Genomic DNA, 17792 nt, shown 5'->3' on the forward strand with positions numbered 1-17792 from the left:
AACTTAAGCAATCACGCCATAGTGCTTTAATAACGCATTCCAGCTCTCAATATTGGTTACAGGCGCACAGTCACCCAAGATGCCTTTAAGCGTTAACTGTTCAGTTGCTTTCCATTCAGGAGACAAGTCTTTGTCTACCAGACGGGCACGCACACCTTCAACAAAATCAGGGTGACGAATTTTCCATTCAGAAATTTGCGCTTCTAATGCAAACACTTCATCCCATGCATGACCCTGTTTACCCCATTGCCATAACAACCAGGTAATCGCCGCCGTGCTTGGTGAACCTTTTTGCAGGTTTTCACTGGCCTGACGTAACCAGTCACTACTTGCATCACTGAGACCAATAATCGATTGATAGTCATATTCAAAGCTCTGACCACGACAAACGCTATGAATCACATCAATTGAATTTTGCAACGGGCCCGCAGCAACAGGACGATGTAAGCTATTCAAGGTATCATCAATGGCACGGAATGCACCCGCTGGATAATGGTTCCAGTCGACATTTAACACTTTTTGCAGCACATTATCACGTTGTGCTTCACAGATATGCGTTGCCCAACCGACACTGAACGCACCCGCCGCAGTCATGATAGAACCAGTTAAACCGGTAAACAGTCCGATTTGACCACGGTCAGCCAGAAAACGGCTTGCACCGACATCTGGATATAAACCAATATTGATTTCAGGCATTGCCAGACGCGAATATGGCGTCACCAGACGGAAAGGTGCTGCCATAAACAGGCCAAGACCACCACCCATCACATAGCCTTCGCCCCAGACCACAATCGGCTTTGCATAATTATGTAACAGTAAATCCAGTGCATATTCTTGCTGGAAAAACTGGTTTGCTGTTTCTACTTCCTTATTGATGACGAGCTGACGTAATTTACGCACATCCCCTCCTGCACAGAAAGCCTTTGGTGTGGTCGAATCGAACCAGATTGCCTTGACAGTTTCATCTTCATGGAAATGTTCAAAGACTTTCAGTAGCGCACTTACAATCGGTTCATCTAAAGCATGTAACGATTTAGGGCGATTCAGACGAATGATTCGCCAGCCATTTTGTGCATGTTCAATAACCAAATCAGGATGATAGCTATTTAAATCGGGAGAAGTCATTATGCGTCCAATTGCCAGTCTATAGGCTCAATGCCATGTTGTTTCAAATATTGATTGGTTTTAGAAAATACTTTGCAGCCAAAGAAACCACCCCGGTTTGCAGCAAGTGGTGATGGGTGAGCTGCACTAAGCACAAGATGCTTGTTACGATCGATACGTTGCCCTTTACGCTGTGCATAAGCACCCCATAAAATAAACACGATATGTTCACGCTGCTCATTCAATACATCAATGACCGCATCGGTAAAGTCTTCCCATCCCTGTTTTTGATGTGAAGTGGGCTGTCCTGCCGCGACTGTCAGTACACTGTTAAGCAATAACACGCCCTGTGCTGCCCATTTACTCAAGTCACCATAACGAGAAACCGGAACACCCAGATCGGTATTTAATTCGTGAAAAATATTACGCAAAGACGGAGGTAATGCAACCCCTCTTTGTACAGAAAAACTTAAACCGTTGGCCTGATTCGGACCATGATAAGGGTCCTGTCCCAAAATCACGACCTTTACTGCATTTAACGGTGTGGTATTTAATGCATTAAAAATCTGTTTGCTTGGGGGATAAATGACTCTTTCTGCGAGTTTTTCTTGTTGTAAAAACTCACGTAAATTATCCATTTTAGGACTCAGAAGAAACTCTGACAATGAGATTTTCCAAGACTCGTCCAACTGAACTTTATTAAGTTTGTCCTGTTGCTGTTCAGTAAATTGCATCAACATTCCTTGAAATAGATTCTTTTATTTAAGTGAAAATTACTTAAATATTAACTTGTAATTCTACATTCGGATTCTGGAATTTTGTTCCTTTTTTCAGGTTTTCATACATCTGAACATCACTCCATTCAGCCTGTACCTGCTCTGAAAAGACAATCTGTTCCAGACTCAATTCACCCATTTGTATATTTTCAATATCTTCCTGAAAACTCTGTGCATAGCCCGTATCAGTTTCATGAACAATGACGGAGTAAACCTCAACATCACCTTCACCATTCTGGGTCACAGTTGAATTTAGCACTTGCTGGGCGAGATAGAAAAAGATACGCGAAAACTGTTCTGCTGAAGGTGAAACAGGTAAAGAAATCCAGCGCGCACTGAATGTTTTACATGCATCAATATAAGCAGGATCATCTTTCTGCCAGAAACAAATGGCATGGTCGAAGCTATCATATAGCTCTTTAATCACGCCTTTAAGCAAGCCAAAATCATAAACCATTTGTCCATGATCCAGCTTTGACGCTTTTAATAATAATTCAACTTTATAACTGTGCCCATGAATCGAACGCTTACAACGGTCCGATGTACAGTTACGTACAATATGAGCATTCTCAAACTTAAACAATTTACGAATTAACATGCACCAAGCTAATCTTTATCTGCAAACGGATTTTATTATAAAGCAAAAAAACATGGATTGGGATTGATTTTAAACCTTGTCACCATTTGACAAATCAATCTACACATTTACTGGAAAGGTGAAAGACTTCTTGAATAAACAGTCACTTGCTTATCTTTACGTGCTAAAGCACTGGTAAACTGACGCTTCCGTTCGCTTAAAACCACTTCAATCTGTGCGGTAAAAAAGTTGGATTTACTGTCCAGCAAAGCTGTTGCATCGGCTTTGTTTGCTTCATCTATTCCAGAAAAAACACTTAATTGCCATAAATCATCCACATTATTGAAATAGGTCAGGTTGGCCTGTTTGGTCTTTAATGCTTGTTCAAGTGCTTTGACATCAATCTTTGGATCAATACTGGCCAATAACAGGGCTGGTGCTGTATTCATATTGACCTTGGTGTACTCCGGTAATGCCGTGACATAAGCTTTAATCAAATCATAATTTTTGCCTTCAAAACCTCTGACCAGTTTCAATTCTTCCACACTATGAAACTTGGTATTTGGTGTCAGATAAGCGGGATCCAAACCTTGATAATAATTACTTTCCGCACCCATCGCACCTGTAGTTTCATCATCAACATCTTGCCAGTCAATCACGGCCTGACTGAGCTCTGCGGGCAGACCGACCCGTTGCAGCAGCTTTTCAAACCAGCGTCGTGAAGCCTCATCTACTTGGGTTCCATCTGCCTTGACCAGATTATTCAGGTTAAATTTGCCCGACTCATCGACTAACCACCCCGCAACATAGCCATCATCCACAGGAAATGGCGGCATTGGCTTGGCCCAATTTTCCTGTAAATGATCAATACTTTCACCATTATCACTGTCCTGGATCAGCAATTCCGAAAAAAATGCTTCTGCACTTTTGGCATACAGTAAGGACTGGTTCTGACGCATCAAATAGCCGGTATTCTCGGCAGTATTGGTCTGTCGTTTGGCAATGGTTGCCGCCAGAATCGTAGCCAAGGCGACCATCACCAGAATGGTTAATAGTGCGATACCATGTTGAGATGAGTGATTTTTCATGGCATTACTGACCGCCCATATCTGGATTGTTTAACAGACTATAGATCCACTCATAATCGGTCCCCGCAACCGTTAACTGAATTTTGATACCACGGGGTAATTTCTTCAATTCAGCGATATTACTTGGGTCACTGTTTTCAGGCCATTGTGTCAATTCTTGCGGGTTCAATACCGTCAGCTTAAATTGGTCGACATTTTCCAGCAAAGTACTTGAAACAGGTTGTACACGATTGGGAATATTCAGATTCGAATATTTCAGGCGATAGACTTTCTTTTGGGCAGCATCATAACGATATTCAATACGCTCGTAAGGAGACAAACCCTGTTTCAATGGATCAGAAACACCTGCCTTGCTAAATGCAAAGTGCTGATCATTCAACACCAGCGCTGCCTGCAACTGTCGACCATCATTAGCAGTTAAAGGAATCATCTGCAGACTGTCTCTTAGCATCTGCTGATAGGCGTCCTGCAAGGCAAATAAATGCATTTCATGTTCGGCATTGCGATCTTTGACTTTTAATAGATAGTCAAAAACTTTCCAGCCCAGCATCGAAAGTACTGCAAAGATTGCAATGGCAACCAGTAATTCGACCAGGGTAAATGCACGTGTGTATTTCATTGTGTTCTGGCCTTTGCAGGATAGTTAAAGAACACAAGATTGGTAATGCCCGCTTCGACCTTGCCTTGTTCATTATTAAATAAGCTGACTTGCAACTCGATCCGCTGGATCTTCGGGCTAATCGTCGATTGTGCTTTTTTATCAATTTGCCACGTTTCACCTTGAGATGTGATTTGCTTAGATTGCGTACCGTCCAGCCACTCCTGGTTCATTTCCATCATCGCCACTTCATTCATCGCTACAAATTGTGCTTTGGTTCTTAAAATGGCATTCGATGTTGACTGGGTGTATTGCATTGCGACCTTGGTTAACGCAATTGCTGCAACTGCGAAGATCGCCAGCGCCACCATCACTTCAAGTAAGGTAAATCCTGAAGCAGGTCTCCGCCGAGCAACGCTCGGCCCTGCTGCAAGACCGAAAACTATGCTTGAGGTGCAAGCTTTCTGTGCTTTCACAAGACAACAAGTATTTTCTGGAAGACCTGTTAAAGACTTAATTTTCATTGACCTTACCCAAATGATCCAGCTCTAACTCATGTCCAATCGGCTGTTGCTCATAATAAAACTGGATTCGAACAGGTTTCGCTTCACCATTTCCAAACCAGATGAGTTGAGGCGCCTTACCACCCAGCAAATCTTCATTTTTGGCTTTGTTATAACTTGCTGTATCTAAACTTTGAATCGTTAAAGAAACATTATTGGGCAATTGACGGGTCTTAAATTCTTTATAGAGTTGCCAGGTGCGATCAACCTGCTGAATCTGTTCACGGCTCTGGTCATGATATTCAAACAAGTTATAACTAAAAGGTGCGACATCTGTTGCATTTTGAGTATTTAAGGCAAAGACTTTGGCCTGATCAGTCGCTTCTTTATTAATTTTCTTCAGATCAAGAATAAACATCTCTCTGGCTTGCATGGCCCTGCGCTGATCAACGCCACCGATATTCAAAACCACGAGAGATGCCATAATCGTCATAATCACGATCACCACCATCACCTCAATCAGGGTAAAGGCTTTTTGCGAATGCTGTGGTGATCTCATGCGTTTTTCAACTATGCAAGAACAGGTTCGACCAGCTTCGGCAATGCCAAAGCCTGTTCAATATAAGCGACACGTAAAGTGTCTCGAGAACCTAAATAGCGTTGATAAAAACTCGAATTCAGAATCACCGCTGCACCATAGGTCAAAGACCAGATTGAAGCCAGATAATCACGTGTCGTCATGCTACTGTTTATATCCAGTAAATAACTTTCCGTCATACGGATAATGATACGCAGACGCTGCCTACGCACTTTATATAATTCACTGAATAATAATTGAATGCCTTGTCCCGTGGTAGAAAGCCGTTCTTCGATCTGATGGAAGAGCGCAGTACGCTCCGGATGATGTAAATGGTGCAACATAAAGAAAGACAGATGTTCAGGAAATGCTTTTTCGGTATCCTGAATCATTTCCAGCAACATGCGCTCATTACGAATAATCAGCAACATATAGAGTTCATCTTTACTTTGAAAGTGCTTATATAACGTGCCCTTTGCAAGATCCAGCTCGGCAGCTAACGCATCCAGCGTCATGCCTGCCTCACCATTTTCTAATAGGAGTTGCTCCGCGATTTGAAAAATTAATACTTCTCGTGCTCTAAACTGAGCTTGACGATCCATTTTCACGTAATAACTCTCTTTCCTAGTACAACAAAAACCGTTTATTTCAAATTTAAGAGATTTTCAAAATTTTGTGTTGTAATCATGCCAATCTCTTCAACCGATTTATCATATACATCACTTAATGCTTTTGCTACAAAAGGAACATATTTCGGTTCATTGCTTTTACCGCGATAAGGCACTGGCGCTAAGTAAGGACTATCCGTTTCGATGAGCAAACGATCAAGCGGTACCTGTTTAGCCACATCACGCAAATCCTGCGCATTTTTAAAAGAAACAATCCCGGAGAAAGAAATATAATAACCACAATCCAGAACGGCTTTTGCTGTTTCCCAATCCTCGGTAAAACAATGCAAAATACCATGGGTAGACTGCTCTGCACGAATAATATCAATGGTATCGTGCTTGGCTGCACGGGTATGCACAATCACAGGCTTTTTCACGATTTTTGAAGCTTCAATGTGTCGCGCAAAGCAACGTTTCTGTTCTTCAACAAAATCCGTACTGTGATAATAGTCCAGACCGGTTTCACCCAAAGCCCACACTTTATCGGACTGGGCCAGATTGACCAGATAGTCTGTTGTTGCACGCGCCATGACCTGCTCATCCTCACAGGGATGAACGCCCACCGAATAGCCAACGTCTTTATGGCGGGCAGCAATTTCTGCCAGCTTGACATGATCTTCAAGATCAACCGAAATTCCCATGAATTTCGACACACCGGCAAGACGGGCTTGTTCCAGTGCCTGATCCAAGTCGCCTTGATAAGGACTTAAATCCAGCATGGTTAAATGGCAATGCGTATCAACAAACACTCTTCTATCCTATTTACTTCATTTCTACATGGTATAACTTGGACGATCCAGACCTTTAGATCCCGCCAACAATTTCTCAGCTTCATTTTTATAATACACGCCTTTTTCACCTGCGAGCTGTATGGCAAAACCTTGTGGCTTAAAATGCGTCTGTTTATGCGAAATCCAGATCACTTTTCCGGTTAATGGAATCTTTTGCGCTTGTTCCGGCAGTGTGGCCAGTACAAAAACCTCCTGTCCCATTTTTACTGCTTGCTTGGTTGGCACAAATAAACCACCGCCTTGGACAAAAGGCATATAGCTGGCCTGCAAGGTCGCTTTATCTGGAATATTGACCTGTATAATTCCGCCCATCATTTGTGGTTGCATAACTTTCCCCTGTTCAATACTGAATCATTAAAATACAGAACGTGTACTCGCGATTTATCTATAAAACTTCAAACGATATTTATCGGATTTATAGCATCATCTTTCATCTTCGTTCATTTAATATGTATACGTCTTTTATGACTGAATTATAGAAAACAATCCAGCAAACAACAAATGATGTTTAGGAAAATTGTGTTTTAAATACAGAAAATGAAATTTATTTAGCGCTTTCCGAATCATGCACGCGCTTGGTTTAGAATAGATGACAATTGAAAAGAAATGACAAGAAATTTAAGGACTTGATTAAAAAACCGCTGTCATTAGCGGTTTTCCATTCAATCATGCAAAATAAAGTGGTTTATTTTTCAGTACACTTATAATCAAAGTCTAACTTACTGATCATTTGATCAGTATTTCTGGCAATGACCGAAATATTATTGGCTCCGGCTTCAATATAGAATTTGCCACTAAACTGACTGACGCCTGAACCTCGGACATGATTAAAAGAATAACTGTACACACATTCGTAAGCCTGTGACCCTGTATTGGAGGCATTAATCTGAAAAGACGACCCATTAATATTTGAAACGAACTTGGGTTCAGCCACCGCCATAGCTGGTAAAAGCATACAAGACAATGCAATCGCGATAGATTTGTTTTTCATCTCGATATTCCTTATTTTTTAATATTATTGTGAAGTGTTTCACATTTTATATTCTTTTTTGATCAAGGATTAAAGAGCAATGTACATTTTAGATACAATTTTTATATAAATCTCGCCAAGCAGGATAAGGTATTTATTTTAAAACATTTCCTTTACCCTGCTGTTTTACTCAGATCAGAAATCAGCAGAATGATTTAGATAAACTCAAGCCACATTCATGAGCTGAATAAACAACTCATCCATGACCAGTTGTGTTTGAACATTCTGCTCAACCATGCGTTTTTTCTGTTGTAATTCCGAATAGATGGCAAACATCTGCTCAAGGTTATAACACTCAACCAGCTGACTGAAATCCAGATCATCATTCTTAAGTGTCTGATTAAGTTTTAAACTTACCAAATCCCCCAGCAGATATTCAAACATGGTCAAGAATTCAAAAAAACTGAGCTCTTTAGACCACTTATTTGAGTAATGCAAAGGCATATTTTTTTGCGTAACCAATTTTAGCCAGTCGGCAAGAAAGAGACTACGTTTCTGTAGCCAGTCACTTTTTTCAATTTCAATCGCGGTCAGCGGCATATCATTGGCAAGATTTAATAATAATGACACTTGTTGCGATGAAATTTCTGGAATTTGCTGTTTGACAAAAGTCTGCGCATCCTCAAGCGTTAAACGATCTAACGCAAAATGCTGTAATCGACTGCGAATGGTAGCAGGTAATTTCAGATAATGATCAGCAAGTAAAATTAATACAACGCGCTCGCCGGGTTCTTCCAGTGTTTTCAATAAAGCATTTGCCGAAGCCGTGTTTAAGGCTTCGGCAGGCTCGATGACCACAACACGCCAGCCTTCCCCGGTTTGTTGCACAAATGGCAGTAGGTCGCGTATTTTCTCGATCTTGATTTTTGCGTTTTGTTTTTTATTTTCCTCGTCGGTGGTGATATGTACATAATTCGGATGCGTATCCGATTTCAGCCACTGACAGCTAGTACATTCACCACAAGCCGCTTGCGCCTGTTTATTTAAACAAAGTACCCAAGCGACAAAACGTTCTGCAAACTCTTTTTTGGCGCAGCCTTGTTTGCCATAAAACAATAACCCATGTCCAAGATGAGGAAATCTTGTACTGAGCAGTTGCCAAGTCTGTGCATGCCAAGGATAAAGTGTTTTAGTTTGTGTATCGACCATCATCTTATTCAAATGCACTCACAGGTAGAGTATTGAGACGATCTAAATCTGCCTGTGTGTCTACGCCCGGGGGTAAATTCGCTTCTGCAATATCAATGGCAATACGATGGCCATTTTCCAAAACCCGTAATTGCTCAAGACTTTCCAGCTTTTCCAGATTGCCCTGTTCCCAAGTTACATATTCTTGTAATAATTTCACACGGTAAGCATATAAACCTAAATGGCGAAATGCCTGAGTATGTAATGTAGATACGGCTTGCTTGGCGCCATCACGATCATAAGGAATAGTCGCACGACTGAAATAAAGCGCCTCATTACGCTTATTCATCACCACTTTAACAATGCTGTCACGTTGAAATTCATCTAATTGATGAATTGGTTCACACAAGGTCGACATTGAGCATTGCGGATGATCAAGCAAAAGCTGTGTGACCTGCTGTACCAGTTGAGCTGGCAATAAAGGTTCATCCCCTTGTACATTGACAATCACATCATCTGCTGCCCACCCCTTAATGCGCGCAACCTCACTTAAACGATCGGTACCAGAGGGATGTTCAGGATGGGTTAGAACCACATCTACGCCTTCTGCCTGACAGACTGCTGCAATACGCGAATCGTCTGTTGCAACACATAAATCATCAAAACCAGCAACTTTTTTCGCCTGATCTACCACCCGCAAAATCATCGGTCGGCCATGAATCAGGAGTAACGGTTTTCCTGGCAAACGAGAGCTCGCAAAACGAGCAGGAATAACAATATGCTTCATGATAGATCTCTAAGAAAGTTGAATCCCGACCTGTTTTAATTGCTGTTTTAACAACTCATAACAGTCAGGCGATAATACGGCTTCGACAGGGACTACCCAGATCGGAATATTAAATTCAGGATGTTGCTTTAATAATGCCTTAAATTTTACGGCATCTTTTTCAGTGGTAATGATTGCATCAGGATTATCAAAGCTTAGATCAGCGATTTCATAATCATGATGATCGGGAAATTCATGTGCCTGATACTGGTTAACATCTAACTTGTTCAATGTCTGATAAAACCGTTGAGGAAAACCAATGCCGACCACCGCATTAAAATACTGTTTCGGATCAAACCAAGGCGTATCCAGATGAGGATTGAGCAGATAAGGCTGGCCCACTTCCAGATGCATATTCTGCCGAGGTTGTGCCGCTTTGGTATGTTCAATCACCGTACTGTGGTTTAAGCGAGACTTGGGTTCTCTTAAATAACCTTCCGGCAATAGTTTCTCATTGCCCAGACCACGATGCTGGTCCAGCACAATCCATTCTATATCGCGAGCTAGAGCCCAATGCTGTAAACCATCATCACTAATAATCAGATCAAGCTGCTCATTTTGCAGTAAGAGTTCAATTGCTGCCTGCCGATTGGGACCAACAGCCATAGGCACCTGAGTCGACTGGACGATCAGACAAGGTTCATCGCCAGCAATATCCGGTTCGGATGTTTGACTGACCAAAAGCGGAAACGGCCCTTCAGCTCCATAACCCCGACTGATCACGCCGACCCGGACACCCTGCTTTTGCAAATATTTGACTAACTGGATCAGCAAAGGAGTTTTGCCACTACCGCCGACCGTGATATTACCAATCACCATGACCGGGACGGGGGCTTTATAGACCTTTTTTAATCCACTTTTGTAAAGTGCCTGATTGGTACAGAAACCCAATCGATATAACCATGACAGTGGGCGCAACACCACCAACCATGAAGCCTGTTCATTCCAAGCATCCTGTATACGTTGCGCCATCGACATGCTTAGTCTTCCTCAAAATTGCGTTGATGTAATTGATAATACATACCATGCTTGGCCAACAGTTCAGCGTGGGTACCTTGCTCAATAATCTGGCCTTTATCCATTACCACAATCAGATCGGCATTTTCCACGGTGGATAAACGATGGGCAATCACGATGGTAGTACGACCTTGCATCGCTTCATCAAAGGCTTGTTGAATAAAGTATTCAGACTCATTATCCAGTGCACTGGTTGCTTCATCAAGAATCAAGATTGGCGAATCTTTAAGAATGGCACGGGCAATCGCGATACGTTGACGCTGACCACCTGAAAGGTTTAAGCCCTGCGCACCCAGAATGGTGTCATAGCCTTGTGGCAGATTCATGATGAAGTCATGGGCATAGGCTGCTTTTGCTGCCGCAATCACCTGTTCATCACTTGAATCCTGTAATTGACCATACGCAATATTGTCACGTACTGAACGGTTAAATAGTACAACCTGCTGATTCACTGTAGCAATTTGAGAGCGTAAATAAGCCAGCTCAATTTCTTCGACCGCAATGCCATCATAATAAATCTGACCTTCGCTCAACTCTTGAAAACGTGGCAACATGTTAACCAATGAGGTTTTACCCGCACCAGAACGCCCCACCAGCGCGACCGTTTGTCCTGCCTTGATAGTTAAAGACAAATCTTTAATTGCATGGGTACCATCTTCATAACGTAAGTTGGCATGATCAAATTGAATATTGCCTTTTAAAACTGGTTTTAACTGACCATTATTCACTTCTTCAGGTAAATCCAATAACTCAAATACCGAGTGTGCTGCAGCCAGACCACGTTGCAATTTTTCATTGATATCGGTCAAATTCTTGACCGGTTTAGAGATCAAACCCGCAGCGGTAATGAATGAAATAAACTCACCCGCAGAGGTATCGCCAAACACCTGTGGACGAAGTGCTAACCAGAGGATAATCGCCATCGCCATCGACAACAACAGCTGAATGATTGGGCTGTTAATATTTTGCACCACAACCATTTTCAGGCCGCGACGTAAGTTTTCCTCAGAAGACTTATAAAAACGCTTCTGCTCAAATTCTTCGCCGGTAAAGCTTTTTACCACCGAGTTTGCAGTAATGGTTTCCTGTACCACATGGTTTACATCACCCATGGTATTTTGTACCTGAATCGAGAGCTTACGCATCTTCTTCGATGCGATTCTGACCAGAATACCAATAAACGGCATGAATACCACGATACACAGGGTTAAGCGCCAGTTGGTATAAAGTAAATAACTCAACAGGCCAAGAACAATCAGACCGTCTTTAATCAAGGTCTGCAAAGACTCAGAGGACGCTGCGGTAAGCTGCTCAACGTTATACATCAGCTTTGCGCTGATATGACCGGCACTGTTATCGAGATAATACTGAGCTGGCAGTCTTAAAAGCTTTGCATAGACTTCCTGACGAATACTGAATACCAGACTACGTGAAATCACCGCAGAGAAATATCCACCGAGGAACAAACCCACACCACGGAAAAACATAAGCAAGACAATCAGCGCAGGAAACCAGTCCAGATTCTCTCGACTACCATTTTGAATTGCATCGATAATGTATTTCAGCAACTTTGCCACAGAGACTTCTGTGGCAGCATTGATACCAAAACCAAGCAAGACAAATAAGGCAACGCCCCAATAAGATTTTAAATATGATATTAAGCGGACATAAACCTTAAAATCTTGATTCACTCAGTAAAACCTCTAGTTGGAACTTTAGTGCTGATATTGACGTTGACGAAGACGAGCTGACCAGCCACGTCCATCACCCGAATCACATCTTGATGAGTAGCTTTTGCATCAGCAGCAATAATAAACATCAAATCGCGACGATCTTGTGCCACCTGCTTGATGGCCGTACTTAAATCGGCAATATCTTTACTGGATAATGCCTGACCATTCACAGAATAATGCCCTGTGGAGTCTACCATGATTTCAATTTTATGATCGAACTGTTTAGGCGGAACACCTTGCGCATCAGGCAGTGTCAGATTTATACGACTTTGCTGACTAAAAGTCGTGGATAATAATAAAAACACCAAAATAAATAACAAACAGTCAATCATTGGTGTCAAATTAATATGAATATCTTCAACTTGAGAACGTTTAAATTTCATGATGCCACCCCGGCTCAGCTTGCGCGACGGTGTTCTTGTAAAGGAGACGCTTTTTTATAAAAAAGCGCAGCATGAAACAAAGTCGATTGCTGTTCCAGCTCAGCAATATATTCATGCACGACACGTTGAAAATAACGATAGGCAATCATGGCAGGAATCGCAATTAGCATCCCCACTGCTGTGGTAATCAAGGCTTTTGAAATGCCGGGCATCATCATGCTGGCATTGCCCGCAGAGCCCACATCAATCACCAGGAAAGATTCGATAATTCCCAGCACCGTACCCAGCAACCCTAGCAAAGGTACAATTGCACTTAATGTTCCAAGAAAATTAATATTTTTTTCGAGTGCGCCGATCTCTTGTGAAGCCGTTGCTTCCATTTGCGCACGTGCAAATTGTTCACCTTGTGCCTGATGATCATAACCTGCTTTTAAAATACGTCCGAGTGGACTTTTTAAAGCTTCATCTTGCTCAAGCTGTGCAATTACCGTGTCAGCATCTGTTGCATTGACCAGTAAGGCCTGAGGTAAAACTTGTGATCGCTTTAAACGAATATAGCGTTCAATCGTAATCGCAACCGTAAAAATTGATGACAGAATAAGGGGCAGCATTAACCAACCACCCGCTTTCACAAGTTCCCACATATTATTCCCCAATAATATTTAAAATATAAAAGGACGTATCCTAAATATTAGTTAGGTAAACAAATATTGAGGATTCCATCCAACTCATCCAATGAGTGATAGTGAATGACCATTTTTCCTTTACCTTTCTGGTTATGGTCAATTTTGACATTTGCTCCGAAACGCTCTGAGAGTTTCTGGGTCAATTGTTCAATGTCAGGAGAAAGCTGCGCCTTTTCCTTTTCAGGTTTTGGTTCACTCCACTCGCGTACTAACTGTTCAGTTTGACGTACCGACAAGCCTTTTTCAATCACGATTTGCGCCACTAAAATCTGGTCTTTGGTTTTTAACGCAAGAATGGCACGTGCATGTCCCATATCAATTTGACCCTGTTGCATCAGGTCTTTAATCGGATCTGCAAGGCTTAAAAGGCGCAATAAATTACTGACCGTGGTACGTGCCTTGCCAACGGTATCGGCAATTTCCTGATGACTTAAACCAAACTCGTCATGGAAACGCTGTAGAGCCATTGCCTGATCAATTGGGTTTAAATCCTGACGCTGAATGTTTTCAATTAACGCCAGGGCAATCGCCACCTGATCGTTGAGATCACGGACAATTGCCGGAATTTCAGTCAGACCTGCCAATTGCGCCGCGCGCCAACGACGCTCACCGGCAATAATTTCGTATGGATGCTGCTCATCCTCAACAGGACGAATCACAATCGGCTGCATGACACCATGTTTTTCAATCGATGCTGCAAGCTCTTGTAGATCTTGTTCCTGAATAAAGCGACGTGGCTGATATTCACCACGCTTTAATAAATTGACATCAATCTGCTTGAGTTGACCATGGTCTAAGGCCTGTGCTTCAAGTTGCAATTTCTCTTTCTGAATTGAACCTAATAGCGCATCTAAACCACGACCTTTAGCCAATCCGCGTTTTTTGATGCTCATACAGCACTTCCTTTTTTCACTTTACTTTTCTTCAATATTTCTGCAGCGAGATTCAAATATGAAACTGCGCCTTTAGAACTTTTCTCAAAATAGATCACAGGTAAACCATGGGCTGGCGCTTCCGCCAAACGGATATTCCGCGGAATCACGGTCTCGTATAGCTTTTTACCAAAATATTGCTCTAACTCGGCAGAGACATCACGTGTCAATGCGTTACGAGCGTCATACATGGTACGTAATACCCCTACAATTTCCAAGTTTGGATTCAGGGCTTTTTGTATACGGTCAATGGTCTGTGTCAGGTCAGCCAAGCCTTCCAGTGCATAGTACTCACATTGCATTGGAATAATCACTCCATTTACGGCAGCCAAAGCATTGACCGTAATCAGACTTAAGCTTGGTGCGCAATCAACAATAATATAGTCAAAAGCAGAAGCGACTTCTTGCAGTGCATTTTTCAGAATGAATTCACGTCCTTCCTGCTCTGCAATTGCCAGTTCCACCCCAGCAAGTTCACGGTTCGCACCTAAAACCTTATAACCGACTTCTGCTTTTTGAATCGCAGTTTCAATCGGCACTTCACCCAGCAACACATCTGTTACCGAATACAGTAAATCATTCTTTTGAATGCCAGACCCCATGGTGGCATTCCCTTGTGAGTCCATATCAACCAACAAGACACGTTTTTTCAAGATCGCCAAAGAAGCAGCAAGATTGACTGCTGTCGTGGTTTTCCCTACACCACCTTTTTGGTTTGCAATCGCAATAATTTGAGCCATGATTACCCTTAATATTTTTATTGAATACGTTGAAGTAAAAGTAAATGACGTTGTTCATCTAATCTCGGGACACGAAGTTCAATGATCTTACATGAATACTCATCTTTCATTTGCTCAATTTCATCAGCTGGAATCAAGCCTTTCATTGCAGCAATAATACTCTGCTCATGCATATATGGTTGTGCTGCATCGACAAAGTCGGTCAAAGACGCAAATGCTCGACTTGTAATGACATCGAACTGACCAAGCTCACCAATACTATCTTCATTTTCAACACGTGTCTGAACGGCAATGACATTTTGCAGTTTCAAATCAGCAATAAACTGCTTCAGGAACCGGATCTTTTTCCCGTTCGAATCCAGCAGCACACAAGCACGTTCTGGCTGACATAATGCAATGATCATGCCCGGCATTCCACCGCCAGTCCCTACATCTAATAAACGACCTTGTGGTAAATCATTCAGGATACTTAAGCTATCTAATAAATGTTTAACCAGCATTTCTTTCGGGTCACGAATCGCCGTTAAATTATAGGCCTTATTCCACAGCACCAGCGCATCTTGATATTTCAATAAGAGTGTTAGGGCGTCCTCACTCAGGTTCAGACCCAGAGATTGACTACCTTGCTTTAATTCTTGAAAAAAAGGATGCATAACAGTGCAACATCTCGATAAATTTGCTGTGCAGTATACCGATTTCTGATACAAGGCACAGTAGGACTTGTTGAACGATTATGCAGTTAATCATTTACAGACATGATAAACTGCACAATCCATTAATTTTTTGTCTTTTCTTAGGCAAATCCAAGATAGACAAAGCAATTTTTATTATGCAAACGCACCTTGCTTGATCTGCTGATCAAGCTGCTCTAGACGCTCAGGTGTCCCCACATCGACCCAGATCGCCTGCATCTTTTCTGCTGAAACGTACTGCTGTTGCATCGCCTGTTTCAACAACGGTGCCAATGGCCGCTTGCCATGCTCTAGCCCAGTAAACATGTGTGGTGCTATAACAGCAACACCGCTATAGGTTAAGGCTTCGCCCAACTGCTCCTGCTCAAAAGTATAAGCTAAATCATTTGCCAGGATGAAGTCTCCCTTTAAATGTTGAGGCGGGTTTTCGACCAAGACCAAATGCGCCTGCTTATCTTCTAACTGAACATTTAACAGCGTTGAAAAGTCCATCGTTGTCCAGACATCCCCATTCACCAAAATGAACGGTTCCTCACCCAGCAATGGCAAAGCATTGATGATGCCGCCTGCTGTTTCCAGACCTTCACCTTCATGCGACCACAAGATCCTCACACCAAACTGAGAACCATCACCCAACGCAGCAACCAACTTATCACCTAACCACGCGGTATTGATCACAATTTCGGTGACACCAATTTTCTGCAGTTTTTCAATATGCCAGACAATCAGCGGTTTTCCACCGACTTCTAGTAGCGGCTTTGGTGTATGCAACGTCAGTGGACGCATGCGATTGCCTAAGCCTGCAGCAAGAATCATCGCTTTCATTATGCTGCAACCTCATAATCGCCATATTTGGCAATAAACTTAGGCATCACCACATCATTGATAAATTGCATAAACTCATTCAATTCATCATAGCCTTGGCTTTCTTCAAGTAAATACCACATCACTCGCGGTAAGTCTTTTAAGTAACCTGATTTGCCATCACGTTCGAATAAACGGACAAAAATACCTAAAATCTTGATATGGCGCTGAATCGCCATCAGGTCGGCATCACGTTTAAACTGCTCAAAACTACGATTTTCCTTGGCAGAAGCTGGCAACAAGTTATAGAACACTTCAAACCATTGATACACACGTTCAGCATTCCACTGCACATAGGCATCACGGGTAATCGAAATCAGGTCATAAGTATCCGCACCAATCACCGCATCCTGAAAATCAATCACCCCCAGTTCCTGTTCACCTTCAATTTTCATCAGATTACGACTGTGAAAATCACGATGTACAATCACTTGTGGCTGTTGAGTCGCTTCAATTGCCAGAAAGTCAAACGCTTGCTCAATGGTTTCTAACTGCTGCTCTGTCGGTTGAATATTTAATGAAGGCAACATCCATTCGGTCAGCAAACGCATTTCTGTCATGAGCTTTTCATAAGAATAAGCGGGTAAATGCGCCTGCCCATCCACCTGTTGCAGTTCAATCAGCTGTTTAAAGCTTTGCGCATAGTACTCATCTACTGTCTTATCATTCAGTAATGTTGATAGCACCACATCACCAAAATCTTCCAGAAGCAATAAACCCAATGTCAGGTCTTTGGCAACAATATGCGGAACACGCACACCATTTTTGTCAAAGAACTCATCGATATTTACAAATGGTGCACAATCTTCTTTTTCAGGCGGCGCGTCCATGAGCATATATGTTTTGTTTTGTAACTTAATTCGCGCATAACGACGAAAGCTTGCATCTCCTGCTAAAAAGTTGATCTCGAACTGATCGGATTGGAGAGTGGCATGAAGCCAAGTTTGTATCAATTGTTCACGTTGTGTATTCATTTGCAATAAAATCTAAAACTAGCTGAGATTTTGAAAGCTTAAGTGTAGCCACTTATCAACTTTTTCTCTATGATGCGACAATAATTAATTGTGAATTAGCGTACT

General features: G+C 42.2%; 22 protein-coding genes. All 22 read right to left on the bottom strand.

Going from position 1 to position 17792, the window contains the following annotated elements; translation table 11 throughout:
- Window positions 1-3: 3 nt before the first annotated feature.
- A complete protein-coding gene (locus ACINWC323_RS07760) occupies window positions 4-1128 on the bottom strand; it encodes an enoyl-CoA hydratase/isomerase family protein (RefSeq protein ID WP_171062204.1) in 1125 nt (374 codons plus the stop codon).
- Window positions 1125-1838 (bottom strand): uracil-DNA glycosylase, encoded by a 714-nt coding sequence (ung, locus tag ACINWC323_RS07755; RefSeq protein WP_009512635.1) that lies wholly within the window; start codon window positions 1836-1838, stop codon window positions 1125-1127. The genes ACINWC323_RS07760 and ung overlap by 4 nt, the downstream gene beginning before the upstream one ends.
- Window positions 1839-1881: 43 nt before the next feature.
- Window positions 1882-2478: a 6-pyruvoyl trahydropterin synthase family protein gene (locus tag ACINWC323_RS0119115; RefSeq protein ID WP_032881546.1), complete on the bottom strand. Its 597-nt coding sequence runs from the start codon at window positions 2476-2478 to the stop codon at window positions 1882-1884.
- A 107-nt stretch (window positions 2479-2585) separates the two neighbouring features.
- Window positions 2586-3545 (bottom strand): type II secretion system minor pseudopilin GspK, encoded by a 960-nt coding sequence (gene gspK / locus ACINWC323_RS07750; RefSeq protein WP_009512862.1) that lies wholly within the window; start codon window positions 3543-3545, stop codon window positions 2586-2588.
- Window positions 3546-3549: 4 nt separating this feature from the next.
- Window positions 3550-4164, bottom strand: a complete 615-nt coding sequence (gene gspJ, locus ACINWC323_RS07745; RefSeq protein ID WP_009512852.1) for a type II secretion system minor pseudopilin GspJ — start codon at window positions 4162-4164, stop codon at window positions 3550-3552.
- Window positions 4161-4514, bottom strand: coding sequence for a type II secretion system protein (locus ACINWC323_RS07740; protein ID WP_009512563.1), 354 nt, complete (start codon window positions 4512-4514; stop codon window positions 4161-4163). Before ACINWC323_RS07740 ends, gspJ begins: the two co-directional genes overlap by 4 nt.
- 142 nt (window positions 4515-4656) lie before the next feature.
- On the bottom strand, window positions 4657-5205 hold the full coding sequence (locus ACINWC323_RS07735; RefSeq protein WP_009512671.1) for a pilus assembly FimT family protein: 549 nt from the start codon (window positions 5203-5205) through the stop codon (window positions 4657-4659).
- Between the two features lie 11 nt (window positions 5206-5216).
- A complete protein-coding gene (locus ACINWC323_RS07730; RefSeq protein WP_032881547.1) occupies window positions 5217-5825 on the bottom strand; it encodes a TetR/AcrR family transcriptional regulator in 609 nt (202 codons plus the stop codon).
- 41 nt (window positions 5826-5866) lie between these two features.
- A complete protein-coding gene (locus ACINWC323_RS07725; RefSeq protein ID WP_009512866.1) occupies window positions 5867-6640 on the bottom strand; it encodes a TatD family hydrolase in 774 nt (257 codons plus the stop codon).
- 24 nt (window positions 6641-6664) lie between these two features.
- On the bottom strand, window positions 6665-7009 hold the full coding sequence (locus tag ACINWC323_RS07720; RefSeq protein WP_009512599.1) for a PilZ domain-containing protein: 345 nt from the start codon (window positions 7007-7009) through the stop codon (window positions 6665-6667).
- 358 nt (window positions 7010-7367) lie between these two features.
- A complete protein-coding gene (locus tag ACINWC323_RS07715) occupies window positions 7368-7673 on the bottom strand; it encodes a hypothetical protein (RefSeq protein ID WP_005286255.1) in 306 nt (101 codons plus the stop codon).
- A gap of 204 nt (window positions 7674-7877) precedes the next feature.
- Window positions 7878-8861: a DNA polymerase III delta subunit-related protein gene (locus tag ACINWC323_RS07710; RefSeq protein WP_009512893.1), complete on the bottom strand. Its 984-nt coding sequence runs from the start codon at window positions 8859-8861 to the stop codon at window positions 7878-7880.
- A gap of 4 nt (window positions 8862-8865) precedes the next feature.
- Window positions 8866-9627 (bottom strand): 3-deoxy-manno-octulosonate cytidylyltransferase, encoded by a 762-nt coding sequence (kdsB, locus tag ACINWC323_RS07705; RefSeq protein ID WP_009512654.1) that lies wholly within the window; start codon window positions 9625-9627, stop codon window positions 8866-8868.
- Window positions 9628-9636: 9 nt separating this feature from the next.
- Window positions 9637-10644 (bottom strand): tetraacyldisaccharide 4'-kinase, encoded by a 1008-nt coding sequence (lpxK, locus tag ACINWC323_RS07700; protein ID WP_009512792.1) that lies wholly within the window; start codon window positions 10642-10644, stop codon window positions 9637-9639.
- A 2-nt stretch (window positions 10645-10646) separates the two neighbouring features.
- On the bottom strand, window positions 10647-12374 hold the full coding sequence (gene msbA, locus ACINWC323_RS07695) for a lipid A export permease/ATP-binding protein MsbA (protein ID WP_009512732.1): 1728 nt from the start codon (window positions 12372-12374) through the stop codon (window positions 10647-10649).
- Window positions 12371-12799 carry an ExbD/TolR family protein gene (locus tag ACINWC323_RS07690; RefSeq protein WP_009512607.1) on the bottom strand — a complete coding sequence of 143 codons (429 nt, stop codon included), beginning with the start codon at window positions 12797-12799 and terminating at the stop codon, window positions 12371-12373. The genes msbA and ACINWC323_RS07690 overlap by 4 nt, the downstream gene beginning before the upstream one ends.
- A 14-nt stretch (window positions 12800-12813) precedes the next feature.
- Window positions 12814-13443, bottom strand: coding sequence for a MotA/TolQ/ExbB proton channel family protein (locus ACINWC323_RS07685; protein WP_009512789.1), 630 nt, complete (start codon window positions 13441-13443; stop codon window positions 12814-12816).
- Window positions 13444-13490: 47 nt separating this feature from the next.
- Complete coding sequence (locus ACINWC323_RS07680) at window positions 13491-14378, bottom strand: ParB/RepB/Spo0J family partition protein (protein ID WP_009512644.1); 888 nt, start codon at window positions 14376-14378, stop codon at window positions 13491-13493.
- Window positions 14375-15157 (bottom strand): ParA family protein, encoded by a 783-nt coding sequence (locus ACINWC323_RS07675; RefSeq protein WP_005230839.1) that lies wholly within the window; start codon window positions 15155-15157, stop codon window positions 14375-14377. The genes ACINWC323_RS07680 and ACINWC323_RS07675 overlap by 4 nt, the downstream gene beginning before the upstream one ends.
- Window positions 15158-15174: 17 nt before the next feature.
- Complete coding sequence (rsmG, locus tag ACINWC323_RS07670; RefSeq protein ID WP_009512578.1) at window positions 15175-15810, bottom strand: 16S rRNA (guanine(527)-N(7))-methyltransferase RsmG; 636 nt, start codon at window positions 15808-15810, stop codon at window positions 15175-15177.
- A gap of 174 nt (window positions 15811-15984) precedes the next feature.
- A complete protein-coding gene (murU, locus tag ACINWC323_RS07665; RefSeq protein ID WP_009512834.1) occupies window positions 15985-16674 on the bottom strand; it encodes an N-acetylmuramate alpha-1-phosphate uridylyltransferase MurU in 690 nt (229 codons plus the stop codon).
- A complete protein-coding gene (locus ACINWC323_RS07660) occupies window positions 16674-17687 on the bottom strand; it encodes an aminoglycoside phosphotransferase family protein (RefSeq protein WP_009512788.1) in 1014 nt (337 codons plus the stop codon). Before ACINWC323_RS07660 ends, murU begins: the two co-directional genes overlap by 1 nt.
- Window positions 17688-17792: the final 105 nt, after the last annotated feature.

The sequence above is a fragment of the Acinetobacter sp. WC-323 genome (assembly GCF_000314615.1).
GTDB lineage: Bacteria > Pseudomonadota > Gammaproteobacteria > Pseudomonadales > Moraxellaceae > Acinetobacter > Acinetobacter courvalinii.